17 protein-coding genes are annotated in these 15,267 nt (G+C 71.3%); 8 read left to right on the top strand and 9 right to left on the bottom strand.

What is annotated here, in order from left to right:
• Nucleotides 1-31: 31 nt before the first annotated feature.
• A complete protein-coding gene (lysS, locus tag ACFW2G_RS08425) occupies nucleotides 32-1,771 on the bottom strand; it encodes a lysine--tRNA ligase (RefSeq protein ID WP_037918699.1) in 1,740 nt (579 codons plus the stop codon).
• Between the two features lie 189 nt (nucleotides 1,772-1,960).
• Here lysS and argS point away from each other — a divergent pair, with 189 nt between their 5' ends.
• The 3 genes from argS to ACFW2G_RS08410 all read left to right on the top strand — a co-directional run bounded on the left by argS (nucleotide 1,961) and on the right by ACFW2G_RS08410 (nucleotide 6,685).
• Entirely contained in the window at nucleotides 1,961-3,724 is a 1,764-nt protein-coding gene (gene argS, locus ACFW2G_RS08420; RefSeq protein WP_384446261.1) for an arginine--tRNA ligase, read from the top strand.
• 181 nt (nucleotides 3,725-3,905) lie between these two features.
• Entirely contained in the window at nucleotides 3,906-4,703 is a 798-nt protein-coding gene (locus tag ACFW2G_RS08415) for a VOC family protein (RefSeq protein ID WP_384584649.1), read from the top strand.
• 254 nt (nucleotides 4,704-4,957) lie between these two features.
• A complete protein-coding gene (locus ACFW2G_RS08410) occupies nucleotides 4,958-6,685 on the top strand; it encodes a stealth family protein (protein ID WP_384446259.1) in 1,728 nt (575 codons plus the stop codon).
• Between the two features lie 186 nt (nucleotides 6,686-6,871).
• Here the strand turns inward: ACFW2G_RS08410 and ACFW2G_RS08405 are convergent, their stop codons facing one another.
• A complete protein-coding gene (locus tag ACFW2G_RS08405; RefSeq protein WP_037918692.1) occupies nucleotides 6,872-7,648 on the bottom strand; it encodes a TetR/AcrR family transcriptional regulator in 777 nt (258 codons plus the stop codon).
• Between the two features lie 104 nt (nucleotides 7,649-7,752).
• Here ACFW2G_RS08405 and ACFW2G_RS08400 point away from each other — a divergent pair, with 104 nt between their 5' ends.
• Nucleotides 7,753-8,688, top strand: coding sequence for an ATP-binding cassette domain-containing protein (locus ACFW2G_RS08400; protein WP_384446255.1), 936 nt, complete (start codon nucleotides 7,753-7,755; stop codon nucleotides 8,686-8,688).
• The gene (locus tag ACFW2G_RS08395) at nucleotides 8,685-9,440 is read left to right on the top strand and encodes an ABC transporter permease (RefSeq protein WP_384446253.1); all 756 of its coding nucleotides are present in this window, start codon (nucleotides 8,685-8,687) and stop codon (nucleotides 9,438-9,440) included. Before ACFW2G_RS08400 ends, ACFW2G_RS08395 begins: the two co-directional genes overlap by 4 nt.
• A gap of 47 nt (nucleotides 9,441-9,487) precedes the next feature.
• Here ACFW2G_RS08395 and ACFW2G_RS08390 read toward each other — a convergent pair whose 3' ends face one another.
• The 5 genes from ACFW2G_RS08390 to ACFW2G_RS08370 all read right to left on the bottom strand — a co-directional run bounded on the left by ACFW2G_RS08390 (nucleotide 9,488) and on the right by ACFW2G_RS08370 (nucleotide 12,076).
• Nucleotides 9,488-9,760, bottom strand: a complete 273-nt coding sequence (locus ACFW2G_RS08390) for a DUF1876 domain-containing protein (RefSeq protein WP_030851867.1) — start codon at nucleotides 9,758-9,760, stop codon at nucleotides 9,488-9,490.
• Nucleotides 9,761-9,895: 135 nt separating this feature from the next.
• A complete protein-coding gene (locus tag ACFW2G_RS08385; protein WP_384584631.1) occupies nucleotides 9,896-10,552 on the bottom strand; it encodes a contact-dependent growth inhibition system immunity protein in 657 nt (218 codons plus the stop codon).
• Between the two features lie 12 nt (nucleotides 10,553-10,564).
• Nucleotides 10,565-10,864: an RNase A-like domain-containing protein gene (locus ACFW2G_RS08380; RefSeq protein ID WP_384584634.1), complete on the bottom strand. Its 300-nt coding sequence runs from the start codon at nucleotides 10,862-10,864 to the stop codon at nucleotides 10,565-10,567.
• A 12-nt stretch (nucleotides 10,865-10,876) separates the two neighbouring features.
• Nucleotides 10,877-11,452, bottom strand: a complete 576-nt coding sequence (locus ACFW2G_RS08375) for a hypothetical protein (RefSeq protein ID WP_384446248.1) — start codon at nucleotides 11,450-11,452, stop codon at nucleotides 10,877-10,879.
• A gap of 18 nt (nucleotides 11,453-11,470) precedes the next feature.
• Nucleotides 11,471-12,076, bottom strand: a complete 606-nt coding sequence (locus ACFW2G_RS08370; protein ID WP_384584637.1) for a hypothetical protein — start codon at nucleotides 12,074-12,076, stop codon at nucleotides 11,471-11,473.
• A 126-nt stretch (nucleotides 12,077-12,202) separates the two neighbouring features.
• Here ACFW2G_RS08370 and ACFW2G_RS08365 point away from each other — a divergent pair, with 126 nt between their 5' ends.
• A complete protein-coding gene (locus ACFW2G_RS08365) occupies nucleotides 12,203-12,565 on the top strand; it encodes a hypothetical protein (RefSeq protein WP_037918677.1) in 363 nt (120 codons plus the stop codon).
• Between the two features lie 9 nt (nucleotides 12,566-12,574).
• On the opposite strand, the gene hemB is transcribed toward ACFW2G_RS08365, so the two are convergent.
• On the bottom strand, nucleotides 12,575-13,576 hold the full coding sequence (hemB, locus tag ACFW2G_RS08360) for a porphobilinogen synthase (RefSeq protein WP_037918676.1): 1,002 nt from the start codon (nucleotides 13,574-13,576) through the stop codon (nucleotides 12,575-12,577).
• A 43-nt stretch (nucleotides 13,577-13,619) separates the two neighbouring features.
• Nucleotides 13,620-13,997: an ATP-binding protein gene (locus ACFW2G_RS08355; RefSeq protein ID WP_106967559.1), complete on the bottom strand. Its 378-nt coding sequence runs from the start codon at nucleotides 13,995-13,997 to the stop codon at nucleotides 13,620-13,622.
• Between the two features lie 176 nt (nucleotides 13,998-14,173).
• Here ACFW2G_RS08355 and ACFW2G_RS08350 point away from each other — a divergent pair, with 176 nt between their 5' ends.
• Both ACFW2G_RS08350 and ACFW2G_RS08345 read left to right on the top strand, forming a co-directional pair.
• Complete coding sequence (locus ACFW2G_RS08350; RefSeq protein ID WP_384446242.1) at nucleotides 14,174-14,998, top strand: helix-turn-helix domain-containing protein; 825 nt, start codon at nucleotides 14,174-14,176, stop codon at nucleotides 14,996-14,998.
• On the top strand, nucleotides 14,995-15,240 hold the full coding sequence (locus ACFW2G_RS08345) for a DUF397 domain-containing protein (protein ID WP_037918674.1): 246 nt from the start codon (nucleotides 14,995-14,997) through the stop codon (nucleotides 15,238-15,240). The genes ACFW2G_RS08350 and ACFW2G_RS08345 overlap by 4 nt, the downstream gene beginning before the upstream one ends.
• Nucleotides 15,241-15,267: the final 27 nt, after the last annotated feature.

The following is a 15,267-nucleotide window of genomic DNA, read 5'->3' as shown; positions in this document are numbered from 1 at the left end:
GCGCGTATCCGGGCCCAGCCCGTGCGGGATCTCAGACGGCGAGCAGCTTGCGCACCCGGTCCGCGCCCACGGCCAGCAGCAGCGTGGGCAGACGCGGCCCGGTCTCCCGGGTCACCAGGAGCCGGTAGAGGAGGGCGAAGAAGGTGCGCTGCGCGACCTTGAGCTCGGGGGTCGGCTTGGCGTCGGGCTCCAGCCCGGCCATGACCTTCGGGACGCCGTAGACGAGCGTGGTGAGCCCGTCGAGCGACCAGTGCGCGTCGAGGCCTTCCAGGAGCAGGCGCAGGGACTCGCGGCCGTCGTCGTCCAGGGAGGACAGCAGCTCGGTGTCGGCGTCCTCGCGCACGAGGGTCCGCTGGTCGGCCGGGACCTGCGTGGTGATCCAGTTCTCGGCACGGTCCAGGCGCGGCCGTACCTCGTCGAGCGAGGTGAGCGGCTTGTCCGGCTCCAGGTCGGAGAGGATGCGCAGGGTCTGCTCGTCGTGTCCGGCGGTGATGTCGACGACTGACGCGAGGGTGCGGTACGGCATCGGGCGCGGGGTGCGCGGCAGCTCGTGGGAGGCGACGCGGGCGGCGCGGGCGTGCGCGGCGGCGTCGGCCGGCAGGACGGTGCCGTCGGCGACCTTGGCCTCCAGCTTGTCCCACTCGTCGTAGAGGCGCTGGATCTCCTGGTCGAAGGCGATCTTGAAGGACTGGTTGGGCCGGCGGCGGGCGTAGAGCCAGCGGAGGAGCTGCGGCTCCATGATCTGCAGGGCGTCGCCGGGGGTGAAGACCCCGCCCTTGCTGGAGGACATCTTGGCCATGCCGCTGATGCCGACGAAGGCGTACATCGGGCCGATCGGCTGCTCGCCGCCGAAGATGTGGACGATCTGGCCGCCGACCTGGAACGAGGAGCCGGGCGAGGAGTGGTCGACGCCGGAGGGCTCGAAGACCACGCCCTCGTAGGCCCAGCGCATCGGCCAGTCGACCTTCCAGACGAGCTTGCCGCGGTTGAACTCGCTGAGCTTGACCGTCTCGGTGAACTCGTCCTCGGTGCAGACGTAGGTCATCTCGGTCGTCTCGTCGTCGTACGAGGTGACCTTGGTGAAGTCCTTGCCGCACCGGCCGCAGTACGGCTTGTACGGGAAGTACCCGCCCTCGCCGGCGCTGCCGTCGTCCTCGGCGGCCGCGCCGGAGCCCTCGGCGGCCTCCAGCTCGGCCTCGTCGACCTGCTTCTGCTGGGGCTTCTTGCCGCCCGGCTTGGCCTTGGTGCGGTACTGGGCGAGGACGGCGTCGATGTCGCCGCGGTGCTTCATCGCGTGCAGGATCTGCTCGCGGTAGGCGCCGGTGGTGTACTGCTCGGTCTGGCTGATCGGGTCGTACTCGACGCCGAGCTCGGCCAGCGACTCGGCCATGGCGGCCTTGAAGTGCTCGGCCCAGTTCGGGTACGCGGAGCCCTCCGGGGCGGGGACGGCGGTCAGCGGGCGCCCGATGTGCTGGGCGTGCGACTCCTCGGTGACGCCGGGGATGCCCTTGGGGACCTTGCGGAAGCGGTCGTAGTCGTCCCAGGAGATGAGGTGGCGGACTTCGCGGCCGCGGCGGCGGATCTCGTCGGCGACCAGGTGCGGGGTCATGACCTCGCGGAGGTTGCCCAGGTGGACCGGGCCGGACGGGGAGAGCCCGGACGCGACGACGACGGCTTTGCCGGGGGCTCGGCGCTCCGCCTCGGCGATGACATCGTCCGCGAAACGGGAGACCCAGTCGGTCTCGGTGCTGCTCTGCGCGCTCTGAGCCACGACACGTCCTTCTATCTCGAATGCTGGCTTCGGCCATTCTCCCAGACGGAAGGGGCCGCTCCGGGGTTGCTTCCGCCTGCTGATACGCGGCCCTTATACCGAGAAGGGGACGGGCTCCGCGTGGGATACTCGGCACTTGTCGGAACGCCCAAGACCCACTCGGGCACAACCTCACAGGAACGGCAGCTCATGGCCTCGGTCCCTTCCCTCGCTTCCTCCGTCGAACAGCGCGTCTCGGACGCCCTCGCCTCCGCCCTGCCGGAGGCCGGTGCGGCCGACCCCATGCTGCGACGAAGCGACCGGGCCGACTTCCAGGCCAACGGCATCCTGGCGCTCGCGAAGAAGGCCAAGGCCAACCCGCGCGAGCTGGCGACGACCGTGGTCGAGGCCATCCCCACGGGTGACCTGATCAACGAGATCGAGGTCTCGGGCCCCGGCTTCCTCAACATCACCGTCTCGGACGAGGCGATCGTCAAGACCCTCGCCGCACGTGCCGCGGACGACCGGCTCGGCGTGCCGCTGAACGCCTCCGCCGGCACCACGGTGATCGACTACGCGCAGCCGAACGTCGCCAAGGAGATGCACGTCGGGCACCTGCGGTCCGCCGTGATCGGCGCGGCGATGGTGGAGATCCTGGAGTTCACGGGCGAGAAGGTGGTCCGCCGCCACCACATCGGCGACTGGGGCACCCAGTTCGGCATGCTGATCCAGTACCTGCTGGAGCACCCGCACGAGCTCGACCACAAGGGCGGGGAGGGCGAGGCCTCCGGCGAGGAGGCCATGTCGAACCTCAACCGCCTGTACAAGGCCTCGCGCGCGCTCTTCGACTCCGACGAGGAGTTCAAGACGCGGGCCCGGGCACGGGTGGTCGACCTCCAGGCCGGCGAGCCGGAGACCCTCGCCCTGTGGCAGCGGTTCGTGGACGAGTCGAAGATCTACTTCTACTCGGTCTTCAACAAGCTGGACATGGACATCCAGGACCCGGACGTGGTCGGCGAGTCCGGCTACAACGACATGCTGACGGAGACTTGCAAGCTGCTGGAGGAGTCGGGCGTCGCGGTCCGCTCCAACGGTGCGCTGTGCGTGTTCTTCGACGACGTCAAGGGCCCGGACGGCAACCCGACGCCGCTGATCGTGCAGAAGTCGGACGGCGGCTTCGGCTACGCGGCCACCGACCTGTCGGCGATCCGCGACCGCGTGGCCAACCTCGGCGCGACCGAGCTGATCTACGTGGTCGACGCGCGGCAGTCGCTGCACTTCAAGATGGTCTTCGAGACGGCGCGCCGGGCGGGCTGGCTGAACGACGACGTCAAGGCCGTGCAGCTGGCCTTCGGCACCGTCCTCGGCAAGGACGGCAAGCCGTTCAAGACCCGCGAGGGCGAGACGGTCCGGCTGGTGGACCTGCTGGACGAGGCGATCGACCGCGCCTCCGCCGTGGTCCGCGAGAAGGCCCAGGACCTCACCGAGGCCGAGATCGCCGAGCGCGGCGCCCAGGTGGGCATCGGGGCGGTGAAGTACGCCGACCTGTCGACGTCCGCCTCCCGGGACTACAAGTTCGACCTGGACCAGATGGTCTCGCTGAACGGCGACACGTCCGTGTACCTGCAGTACGCGTACGCCCGTATCCGGTCGATCCTGCGCAAGGCGGGCGACACCCGGCCGGTCGCCCACCCCGAGGTGGCGCTGGCCCCGACCGAGCGCGCGCTGGGCCTGCACCTGGACGGCTTCGGCGAGCTGATCGCGGAGGCGGCGGCGGAGCACGCCCCGCACAAGCTGGCGGCGTACCTGTACCAGCTGGCGTCGCTGTTCACGTCGTTCTACTCAGAGTGCCCGGTCCTCAAGGCGGACACGGCGCAGCAGGTCGAGAACCGTCTGTTCCTGTGCGAGCTGACGGCCCGCACCCTGAACAAGGGCATGTCCCTGCTGGGCATCCGCACCCCCGAGAAGCTCTGACACGGCTCCCGGTCTCCACGACGGCCCCCGGCGCATCCCCGCGCCGGGGGCCGTCGCGTTGCCGCCGGCCGAGCCGTCCCGGGGCTCGGCCGTCACCCGAACGGGCCGATTCGGGCGGCAGGGGCCGGGTAGGGGACGGCGCGTCCTGCCCCAACCACCAGCGGAGGCATCCGTGCCCGATGTGAACGGCCCCTACAAACCCGGCACCCCGTGCTGGATCGACCTGATGGTCCCCGACCAGCAGGCGGCCCTCGACTTCTACTGCGACCTCTTCGGCTGGCAGGGCGAGGTCGGGCCGGCCGAGCAGGGCGGATACTCCGTCTGCCTCCTCAAGGGCAGGCCGGTCGCCGGCATCATGAAGGCGTCCAACCCGGACGGGACCGTGCCCGACCCGATGCCGCCGACCGCGTGGACCACGTACCTGGCCACCGACTCCCTCGACTCCACCCTCACGTCGGTCACCGACGCGGGCGGTTCGGTCATGATGGGCGCGACGGACGTCATGGACCTCGGGCGGATGGCCCTGATCTCCGACCCGACGGGCGCCGCAGTCGGCCTCTGGCAGGCCGGCACCTTCGACGGCGCGGGCATCGTCAACGAGCACGGCGCCCTGATCTGGAGCGAGCTGAGCACCGGCGACATCCCCGCCGCGGCGGCCTTCTACACCGCGGTCCTCCCCGTCACCACGGCCAGGTCCCAGATGCCCGGCGCCGAGGAGTACACCGAGTTCAAGGTCGGCGACCGCGCGGTCGGCGGGATGATGGACCTGAGCCAGCTGCCGCCCGGCGTGCCGCCGCACTGGCAGCCGTACTTCCACGTCGACGACGTCGACGAGATCCAGGCCGCGGTGGTGCGCGCCGGAGGGAGCGTCATGGCCCCGGCCTTCGACATGGCGGCGGGCCGCATGGCCGTCCTCTCCGACCCCCAGGGCGGCACCTTCTCGGTGATCAGGGCGACGGCCCCGGGGCAGCCCTCCTGACCCGGTCGGCCTGACCGGTTCCCGGTCACCCCGAGCGCGAGCCCCCCGGCTGATCGCGAGGGTCGGGGGGGCGATCCGGCACCCGCCCTCCGAGGACTTTCGCGGCCGTCCGGCCGCGGGGCGGGGGCACGAGGTCTTCGCCGGGGCGTGTGACCCTCACCATCGGGGCTTGCGCGGCGGGCAAACGACAGGGAAAGTTCGAGTGAATCCGGCAGTAGGCCGGAACGACGCGGTCTTCGAGAGGTGACGACAGGATGGGCGGCCTTTCCCGCATCCCGCTTCCGGCCGGCGTTCGCCGCGTCGCCCGCGCCGCCCTGCGCCGCCCTGCGCTGGTGGGCCGGCAGCCCGCCGCGTCGCAACGGGAACGCATCGCCGCGGCAGGTCCCCGGGAGCCGTCCAGGTCCCGCGAGGACGAACTGCTGGAGGCCCTGCCCGGAGTGATCCGGTATCGCGGGCGACTGGCCCACGTCCGTGACGACCTGCTGCCGCCCGACGTACGGGAGGCCAATCTGCGCATCGCCGCGGAGGCGCTGGAGGCGGGCGGCGTCGCGTACGGGCTCGTTCCCGACGGCGGCCCGGCCCACCGGGTCGCGATCGCCCCGGGTGACCGCGATGCCGCGCTCAAGGCCTGGGCCCACGCGTGCGCGGGCCTGCCGGTGTACGCGCAGTTGCTGGGCGACGGCGGGGAACTCGGCGAGGTCCTGGCCGAGTCGCTGCCGGACGCGGTCGCGGCCAAGGAGGCCGCACACCCGCAGACCGGCGGTCCGGCCGACGGGAACCAGCACCCGCCGGTCAGGGGAGTCCGGCTGTTCATGCCTGCCGTGACCTCCGGCCGCACCCTCTACTACGGCCCCGACCACGGCTGCGACCTGGAGTTCTGGGATCCCTCCGATTCCGGTTCCGGGGGTGTCGCGGCCCTGCGCGAATGCCCCTACGGGTGGTGGCTCCCGTCTCTGACGGCGACCGCCACACGCAAGGTGGGCAGCCGCGACTATCCGGTGATCGACGATCTGGACCGCCGGTTCCCGCACGACATCGACTTCCCCGTCGACGCGGTGATCACCTGGGTGGACGCCTCGGACCCCGCCTGGAGAAGCCGCCGGGACGCGGCGGCGGCCGGCACGGACGACGGCGCACGATCCGGTGTCGACCACGCCGAGCACCGCTACCGCGACCGCGGCGAACTCCGCTACTGCCTGCGCTCCATCGCCGCCTACGCGCCCTGGATCCGCCGCGTCTTCCTGATCACCGACCACCAGGTCCCGTCGTGGCTGGCCGTCGACCACCCCGGGATCACCGTCGTCGACCATGCTGCCCTCTTCGCCGAGGGCGACCACCGGTCGGTGTTCAATTCGCATGCCATCGAGAGCCGGTTGCACCGCGTACCCGGCCTCTCCGAGCATTTCCTCTACTTCAACGACGACATCTTCCTGGGCCGCCCGCAGCAGCCCCAGAACTACTTCCTGCCTTCCGGGCTGCCCAAGGTGTTCCACGACTCGCGGGCCGTGCCGCCGGGTCCGCCGGACGGCACGGACGACGTGTTCACCGCCTCGCAGAAGACCACCCGGCAGGCGGTCGAGGAGGCCGTCGGCCGCACGTACCCGCACATCCTGGCCCACACGCCCTACCCGCTCAGCCGGTCCCTCTTCGGCCACGTCGAGGACACGCTGCCCGGTCTGCTCTCGGCCACCAGCCGCTCGGTCTTCCGCAGCGCCACCGACGTCGCCCCGGTCACCCTCGCGTCCCACCTGGGTCTGGCGGACGGCCGGGCCGTCACGGGCGAACTCTCCCACGCGTACGTCTCCACCGGCCGCGCTGACGAGATCGAGCGACTGCCCGATCTGGTGCGGGACCGATGGCCGGATGCGTTCTGCCTGGCCGACGACGAGAGCACCACCGTCACGGCTCTCGAACAGCAGCGGGTCGTCACGGCCTTCCTGGAGGCGTACTTCCCGGTTCCCTCGCCGTACGAGAGGGCCTGACCCGGTCGGCGCAGGCTTGTCCGATGCGGACCGGGTCGGCGCGGGCCTTGCCGACGCGGGCCCAGCCGTCCGAGCCCGGCCGACGCGGGCCCCGTACGGCCGCTGCCGTACACCCCGTTGACCGGAGCGACCCGCCGGCCGCCCCGCTGACCCGCCGCGCGGCGATCCGGGACGCCGCCCCGCCTCTCAGGCCCCGCTCGCCCGCTCCGCCACCAGCGCCGCCAGTCCGTCCAGGATCCGGTCCAGGCCGAAGCGGAACTGGAAGTCCGGCTCGTCCGAGCCCGTGAATGCGTCCGATTCCAGCAGGCGCGTCACGGCCGGGTGGCTGTCCGGGCCCGTCATCAGCCGCAGCGTGCGCAGGTACTGGCCCATGACCTGGTCCGGCGCGACGCCGGACTTCACGATGGCGTCCCTCATGTCCGCGGCCATCGTCGCCTCGTTGCGGACCAGACCGCCGATCAGGATGATCGTCGAGATCTTCTCGCTCTCGGTCAGGTCCGCGTCGGCCATCGCCGCCAGTCCGCGCTCCATCCAGGCCAGTTGGTTCGGGCTGACCGGCGCCCCGGTGATCGGGATGCGCAGGATCCAGGAGTTGGCCATCAGGACGGCCCGCTGCGCGTACGCCCACTCGGTCAGCAGTCGGCGCCACCCCCACCCCTCCGCCTCCGGCGGCAGTGCCGGCGGGGTGCCGACGCCCGCGTCCGACATCAGGATGTGCAGCTCCTCCTTCGCCGTGACGTACCGGTAGAGGGACATCGTCGAGACGCCCAACTCCTTGGCCACCCGGCCCATGGAGACGGCGTCCATCCCCTCACCCGCGGCCAGCGCCACGGCCTTCTCCACGATGCGCGGCAGCGTGAGCGTGGGGCGCGGGCCTTTCCCGGGCCGTTCGCGCAGGCCCCAGGCCATTTCCAGACTCGCCGGAAGCCCGGTACCGGTGCCTTCGTCGTCCTCGTCCGCCATGACCGCCCACTCCTCGATTGACCCCCATCCTAGTTCTGTGTATTACTTACGCAGAAAAGCGTAAGGCATACGCAGAAGCGTTCGCGAAGGGAGCAGCATCCCGCATGACCCCACACGCCTCCGGCACCCTCGGGATCCACGCCACCGGCCTGACCAAGTCCTACGGCGGCGTCCGCGTCCTCGACGGCATCGACCTCGCCGTCCCCCGCGGCAGCGTCCTCGCCCTCCTCGGCCGCAACGGCGCCGGGAAGACCACCACCGTCCGAATCCTCGCCACCCTCACCGCGCCCGACGCCGGAACCGCCCGCGTCGCCGGGCACGACACCGCCTCCCAGCAGGCCCGCGTCCGCGAACGCATCAGCCTCACCGGACAGTTCGCGGCCGTCGACGAGCTCCAGACCGGCGCCGAGACGCTGCGCATGATGGGCCGCCTGAGCGGACTCACCCCGCGCGCCGCCCGCGCCCGCGCCGACGAACTCCTCGCCCGGTTCGGTCTCGCCGACTCCGCCGCACGCACGGCCAGGACGTACTCGGGCGGCATGCGACGCCGCCTCGACCTCGCCGCCAGCCTCGTCTCCCGCCCCGAGGTGCTCTTCCTCGACGAGCCGACCACCGGCCTCGATCCGCGCAGCCGCCAGGACCTGTGGGAACTCGTACGGGAACTGCGCGCCGACGGCACGACCGTGCTGCTCACCACCCAGTACCTGGAGGAGGCGGACCGGCTCGCCGACCGCGTCGCCGTCCTCGCCGACGGCCGGATAGCCGCCGAGGGAGCCCCCGCCGAGCTCAAGGCACGCGTCGCGGGCCACCGGCTGGAGCTCACCCTCACCACACAGGACGCCTACGAGGCCCTGGCCCCGCGCGCCGTCCACCTCGCACCCGAGGACCTCACCCTCGGCGTCGCCACCGACGGGAGCGCCGCCCACGTCCGCGCCCTGCTCGACGAACTCGACCCGGACCGCACCGCCGTGGACCGCTTCGCCGTCCGCACCGCCACCCTCGACGACGTGTTCCTCACCCTGACGGGAGCCGACCGATGACCGCCGCACCCGTGAGCGCCCTCGCCCTGTCCGGCCGCAGCCTGCGCATCAGCCGCCGCAGCCCGGACGCGCTGATCGCCGCCCTGATGCTGCCCGTGATGCTGATGCTGATCTTCGTCTACTTCTTCGGCGGAGCCATCGACACCGGCACGGAGTACGTGACGTACGTGGTCCCCGGCGCCATGCTGCTCTGCGCGGGCTTCGGCGCGGCCTCCACCGCCGTCAGCGTCGCCGACGACCTGCGCACCGGCGTCATCGACCGCTTCCGCACCCTCGACATCGGCGGCATCCCCATCCTCGCCGGACACGTCGCCGCCTCCGTCCTGCGCAACCTGCTTTCCACCGCCCTCGTCCTCGCCGTCGCCCTCGCCATCGGCTTCCGCCCCCAGGCCGGCCCGGCCGCCTTCCTCGCCGCGGCGGGCCTGCTGCTGGCGTACATCACGGCGATCTCGTGGCTGGCCGCCACCCTCGGGCTGCTCGCCAGGACGCCGGAGGCGGCGGGCGGCTTCACCTTCCTGATGATGTTCCTGCCCTACCCGTCCAGCGCCTTCGTGCCGATCGAGACCATGCCCGGTTGGCTGCACGGTTTCGCCGGGCACCAACCGCTCACCCCGGTGATCGAATCCCTGCGCGCACTGCTCCTCGCGCAGCCCGCCGGAAGCGCCCCCTGGACGGCCCTGACCTGGTGCGCGGGCATCACGGCCGTGGCCATGGCCCTGGCGGCCGCCCTCTTCCGCAGCAGGACCCGCTGAGCGGCTCCGGCAGGAGCCCCTCAGCGGGCCGGCGGTCCGCCCGCCGCTCAGCGGTTGAGCGGGTAGGAATGACGGCCCGTCGCCTCGTCGATCTCCGAGTGGGCCTTCTGCAACAGCTGCTGCGAGAGATCCATGAGCGCACGAGCGCCCGCGATCTCTTCCCCGACCCTCATCTGCTCCGGGTCGGAGGGGTGGCGCAAGGCATAGCCCCGCGCCCTGATCTCGGAGCCGTCCCCGAGCCGTACCAGGGCCGCCGCACTGGTGCGGTGGCCCTCCTCGGTGAATTCGAGCTCCACATGCCACCCGACGAGCGTGGCCATGGTGCATCACCTCCAGGGGTCACCCTTGCCTCCAGGGTGCGCCTGCGCCCCGACGGACGCGACCGGAACCACACCGGGCCGACGGGGCGGGGGCGCGAGGCGAGGCAGGGCGTGGGGAAGCGCCTATGGGGCGGGTCAGCCGCTGGCCAGGCTTGTCGCGACCGACTGGAACCACGCCCCGTACGAGAACGGCTCGGGCGGGTTGACCTCCATGCCGAGTTCCGCAGCGGCCAGGGCGTAGTCCCCCTCGTCCATCGGGAGGGCGATCAGCTCGTGGAGCTCGCCGACAAGACGGGCGACGAGCTGCGGGTCGGTGGTGGCGGCGTAGTCCGCGACCGCAGCCTCGTGATCGGGGAATTCGTCGACGATGTCCTGCGAGAACCAGCCGCCCAGCAGCTGGGCGGTCTCCGGGAACCTCGCGTGCCACTCCCAGTGCGTCTGCGGGGCCATCGGCGGTGGCACCTCGCCGTCCTCGACGCTCTGCTTGAGGTGGTCGGCGAGCACGAGCAGCCAGTCCCCGATCGCGGCCTGCGGAATCCCGACGTCGGGGACTGCGTAGAACTCACCGAGGTCGATCCGCAGGCGCCCCGGAGGATTCCGGCTGTACTCACGCAGCTGGCGTTCCGCCTCCGCGATGGCCCAGGGGCGGGTGTGCCAGGTGTGGCGCAGATAGGCGTCCAACGCAGGGCTGCGGCGCTCGGCCGTGTCCTCCCCCTGCCGGCCGAGGTAGGCATGCATGACCTGATCGAGCTCGCCGTAGCGCCGGTCGTGTTCGAGGGGCTTCATGGGCACGGTCGGTTGCCTCTACAGGTAGAACGGGACGGTGGTCTGGACGACGAACCCGTACGGGCTGTACGGCTCGCGACGCAGGACGACGCGGGCGGCACGGACGTCGACGGGCCCCTGCCCGGCGAGGAGCATCGCCTCCAACTGCACCCGCCCGACGGGCTCCTCACGGGACGGCCAGGCGGCCTCGATGGTGAGCCGGGCCCGCGTTCCCTGGGCGAGCCAGCGGTGGATGACCTGCTCATTGGCGATCACCACCTGCTGGGTGGCCCACTGTGCGGTCTCCCGGTCGGGGTAGGTGGCGGATCGGGTCAGCATCGGATCATTGCCTCAATTCGCGTTGAACGACCAGAAGACGCCGACCTCGTCGGCGGACACCGCGATCAGGCCGAGATCCATCATGAGGTCGGTGAAGGGGTGGCCGCCTTCCAGGTCCCGCGCCAAGAAGTCGGGCGCGTCGCAGGTACGGGCGAGATCGGAGGAGGTCCAGAACGTAGCGTCGGGGCCGAACCGGTCCAGCGCGTTCCGTGCGTCCAGGAGCACCGTGTCGCGGTCTTCCCGAAACCGGATCGGGGAACCTTCGAACCACCACTCCTGCGCGAACGACGCGAGCAATCCGACGGCCGCGTCGGCCCTGATCGGTCGGACCCCGTTGCGGATGTCCTCGGCACTCATGGCACGGAACGGGTACGACGGACGGTAGGTCCGACGTCCTTCCTCATCCATCTCCCATTCCAAGGTGGACCAACCCCGCGGGTCGGGAACGGCACGCTCCATGACCGCGAGCGCATCCTCGGCCCAGTCCTCGTGCAACCGGGGCCCGCACCTCGCGAAGGTGTAGACCTCCTCCAGGAGCCTCAGCAGGGCTGCTGCCCAGGTGGCGGCATCGGTGGATCGGGTCGGCATGGATTCCTCCTGTCGGGGTCAGCCGTTGAAGGTCCAGAACAACCCGACCTCTGTGTCGGAGACGATGACCAAGCCGGCGTCCTCCCCATAAGAGGTCATCGGGGTGTAGCCCCAGTGGGACGCCCCGAAGTCCAGCGTGCGGCCCCTGCCTGCACCGACAGTGACGTTGGTGTGGCACGTGAACGTGTCCCCGTAGCGGGCGAGGACGGTGCGGGCCATGTTCTGCAGCTCGTCGAAGCTCTCGGTGAACCGTTCGAGGTTCCGCAGGGTGCAGCCGCCGTCGGTGAGCGCGAGGAGGAGCTTCTCGGCACTCGCACGGTCGATCTCGTGCAACCGTTCCCCGATGTCGGCCGGGGTGAGCGGGCGGGGCGGATCGTCCCCGACGAACGGACGGCAGAACGGGTAGTCCGGGTGCTCCTGAGAGCGGTCGTTCGCGGTGTCGTCGAGCCCCGCCCAGGCACGCGGGTCGGGAACGGCGCGCGCCATGACGGCGAGCACGTCCGCCCGCCAGTCCTCGTGCGCGCGCGGGCCGGTGGCAATGAACGAGTACGCGTCCTCGTACAGGTGCCGGATCGCCCCTTCCCAGGACGCCTGGTCGGCAACGGACAGATGGTCAGCCTGCATTCACGAACCTCTCGGTATCGACGTGCCAAGTGCGCACGTATGCCTATGAGGTTCACAGACCGCGCAGCCGCGCACCTGAGTACGCGCACTCGTGTTCAGTGTCCCGTCGCGGAGTTCACTGGAGCCATGACCCCGACCCTGCCCCTGACCCCGGACACCGACCGCCACCCGCGCGCGTTCGTCGCGCCGCTCGTCTCCACCCTGCTGACGCTGCCGATGGCGGCCTTGGCGTTCTTCTTCGCGGGGTTGGCGCCCATGGCCTGCGACTCGTGCGGGGGCGAGGTGAGCGCCCGGTTCGACGCCTCCTACCGCATCGCCTTCCCGGTGTTCGGGTTCGGCCTGGTGGTGGTCCTGGCCGTGCTGCTCTCCGCGTGGGCACTGCCCTGGCGGCGGCGCAACGCCGCCACCAGGGTGTGGCTGGCCGTGGCCGCACCGGCGGCCGTCGTCCTCGACTTCGTCGTCTTCAACGGCCTCGTCGACTGGCCGTAGGGGACGCCTTCAGCGGGCCTCGCGGAGCCAGCCCGCGACCTCGGTGGCCCAGTAGGTGAGGATCGTGTCCGCGCCCGCGCGCTTGATGCCCAGCAGGGTCTCCAGGATGGCCCGGTCCCGCTCGATCCAGCCCTTCTCCGCGGCCGCCTCGATCATCGCGAACTCGCCGCTGATCTGGTACGCCGCGACCGGAACGTCCACGGCCTCCGCGACCCGGTACAGGATGTCGAGGTAGGGGCCGGCCGGCTTGACCATGACCATGTCCGCGCCCTCCTCCAGGTCGAGCGCGAGCTCCCGCAGGGACTCGCGGGCGTTGGCCGGGTCCTGCTGGTACGTCTTGCGGTCGCCCTGGAGGGAGGAGGCGACGGCCTCGCGGAACGGGCCGTAGAAGGCGGAGGAGTACTTCGCCGTGTAGGCGAGGATCGAGACGTCCTCGTGCCCGGTCTCGTCGAGGGCGTCGCGGATGACACCGACCTGCCCGTCCATCATGCCGCTGGGACCCACGACGTGGACGCCCGCGTCCGCCTGGACCTGCGCCATCTCGGCGTAGCGCTCCAGCGTCGCGTCGTTGTCGACGCGGCCGTGCTCGTCGAGGACGCCGCAGTGGCCGTGGTCGGTGTACTCATCGAGGCACAGGTCCGACATGATCACCAGGTCGTCGCCGACCTCGGCCTTCACATCCCGGATGGCGACCTGCAGGATGCCGTCCGGCTCGGTGCCGGCCGTGCCCAGGGCGTCCTTGTTCTCGTCGGCCGGGACGCCGAAGAGCATGATGCCCGCGACGCCCGCCTCGACCGCCTCGACGGCGGCCTTGCGCAGGGTGTCCCGGGTGTGCTGGACCACGCCCGGCATGGCGGAGATGGCGAGCGGCTCGCTGATGCCCTCGCGCACGAAGGCCGGGAGGATCAGGTCCGAGGGGTGCAGCCGGTTCTCCGCGACCATCCGCCGCATCGCCGGGGTGGTGCGCAGCCGGCGGGGCCGCGAACCGGGGAAGGATCCGTACGCGCTCATGTTCCAGTCGCCTCTTCGAGCATCGACAGCAGTCGCAACCAGCCTAGAGCCCGTGCGGCGGCCCGCCCGCGCCGACCGCCCCGACGGTGAACTCGCACCACACCGTCTTGCCCGGTACCGGTACCGGTGCCACGGCCCCCCACCGGTCCGCGACCGCCGCCACCAGCAGCAGCCCGCGCCCGCCCTCGGCGCCCGGGTCCCGGCCCGCGATCCGCGGCCGGCCGCCCCCGCTGTCGTGCACCTCGACCCGTACGGTGCCGTCGTAGCGCAGCATCCGCAGCCGGTAGCCGCGGCCGGGCGGGACGCCGTGCAGCAGGGCGTTGGTCGCCAGCTCGCTCACGCAGAGCAACACGTCGTCGTGGCGGCATGTGACACCCCACGCGTGAAGTGTCTCTGCCGCGAACTGCCTGGCAGGGCGCACGGTCTGGCGGCTGCGCGGGTAGAACCGCTCGCGTAGCAGGGCCGGTTGGATATCCACGTTCACCCCGCCATCGTCGCCCTGCGTCACTAGCGTGGAGGAGACGAGCAACCCGTACTCCTTGAGGAGTACGGGTTGGTACGGGTATCTCGCGCGCCGAGGCGGGGAGTTCAAGGGACATGCCAGTACGCAAGAGGCCGCGGCCCAACGAGACCGCCATGAAGATGGTCGGCGCCCTGGTCGCCGCCGCCCGCATCGCCGGAGGACTGACCCAGCGCGCTTTCGCGGAGACCCTGCACCTGGACGTCGAGACCATCGCCTCGATCGAGCAGGGCCGACGGGTCCTGATGCCGAACGTCGCCGAGAGGATGGACCGCGCCCTGGGCCTGCCCGGCCTCCTGTCCGTCGTGGCGAACCGCCTCCCGGAGGTGGACATGGTCCCGGCCTGGGCGGAGGAGTACATGGAGCGGGAGGCGGAGGCCCTGGCGCTGTCGTGGTTCGACACGCTGACCGTTCCGGGGCTGCTCCAGACCGAGGCCTACGCCCGCGCCGTCCTCGGCTGCCGCGTCCCCTTCGTCGGGGAGGCGAAGATAGAGCTGCAGACCGCGCACCGGATGAGGCGCCAGGAGATCCTGCGCCGCGCCGTCCCGCCCACCCTCAGCTTCGTGATCTGGGAGGCGGCCCTGCGGGACCGGATCGGCGGGGACGAGGTCCACCGGGAGCAGCTCCGGCACCTGCGCGCCTGCGCCGACCGCCCGGCCATCTCCCTCCAGGTGCTGCCCCTCGGGCTCACCGCCCACGCGGGCCTCGATGGCGCCTTCATCCTGCTGGAGACACCCGAGTTCCAGCACCTGGCCTACTCGGAAACCCAGCGCGGCAGCTTCCTCGTCAGGGACCCGAACGAGGTCAGCATCCTCTCCCAGAAGTATGCGATGCTGCGGTCACAGGCCCTCAACTTGGCAGATACCAAGGACCTGTTGGACCGGCTGGCAGGAGAGACATGAGCACCCCACTGAAGTGGTTCAAGTCCAGCTACAGCGGCAGCGAGGGCGGCGCGTGTCTGGAGGCCGCCTTCGCCTGGCGGAAGTCCTCCTACAGCGGTGACGAAGGCGGGGCCTGCGTCGAGGTCGCCGCCTGCGGCTGTGCCGACACCGTCCACGTCCGGGACTCCAAGGTCGCCGACGGGCCCGTGCTCGCGCTCGCCCCCGCCGCCTGGGCCGGTCTGACCCGCTGGGTTCGTTCCTGAGCCTCCGGTCGCGCACCTCGGCGATCC

It is taken from the genome of Streptomyces sp. NPDC058880 (assembly GCF_042742535.1).
Classification (GTDB): Bacteria; Actinomycetota; Actinomycetes; order Streptomycetales; family Streptomycetaceae; genus Streptomyces.
This window is presented reverse-complemented; position numbering and strand designations above follow the sequence as displayed.

Coding starts and splice junctions, on each gene's coding strand:
- argS (WP_384446261.1), top strand. CDS start 1,961: ATGGCCTCGGTCCCTTCCCTCGCTTCCTCCGTCGAACAGCGCGTCTCG.
- ACFW2G_RS08410 (WP_384446259.1), top strand. CDS start 4,958: ATGGGCGGCCTTTCCCGCATCCCGCTTCCGGCCGGCGTTCGCCGCGTC.
- ACFW2G_RS08405 (WP_037918692.1), bottom strand. CDS start 7,648: ATGGCGGACGAGGACGACGAAGGCACCGGTACCGGGCTTCCGGCGAGT.
- ACFW2G_RS08400 (WP_384446255.1), top strand. CDS start 7,753: ATGACCCCACACGCCTCCGGCACCCTCGGGATCCACGCCACCGGCCTG.
- ACFW2G_RS08395 (WP_384446253.1), top strand. CDS start 8,685: ATGACCGCCGCACCCGTGAGCGCCCTCGCCCTGTCCGGCCGCAGCCTG.
- ACFW2G_RS08390 (WP_030851867.1), bottom strand. CDS start 9,760: ATGGCCACGCTCGTCGGGTGGCATGTGGAGCTCGAATTCACCGAGGAG.
- ACFW2G_RS08380 (WP_384584634.1), bottom strand. CDS start 10,864: ATGCTGACCCGATCCGCCACCTACCCCGACCGGGAGACCGCACAGTGG.
- ACFW2G_RS08375 (WP_384446248.1), bottom strand. CDS start 11,452: ATGCCGACCCGATCCACCGATGCCGCCACCTGGGCAGCAGCCCTGCTG.
- ACFW2G_RS08370 (WP_384584637.1), bottom strand. CDS start 12,076: ATGCAGGCTGACCATCTGTCCGTTGCCGACCAGGCGTCCTGGGAAGGG.
- ACFW2G_RS08365 (WP_037918677.1), top strand. CDS start 12,203: ATGACCCCGACCCTGCCCCTGACCCCGGACACCGACCGCCACCCGCGC.
- hemB (WP_037918676.1), bottom strand. CDS start 13,576: ATGAGCGCGTACGGATCCTTCCCCGGTTCGCGGCCCCGCCGGCTGCGC.
- ACFW2G_RS08350 (WP_384446242.1), top strand. CDS start 14,174: ATGCCAGTACGCAAGAGGCCGCGGCCCAACGAGACCGCCATGAAGATG.
- ACFW2G_RS08345 (WP_037918674.1), top strand. CDS start 14,995: ATGAGCACCCCACTGAAGTGGTTCAAGTCCAGCTACAGCGGCAGCGAG.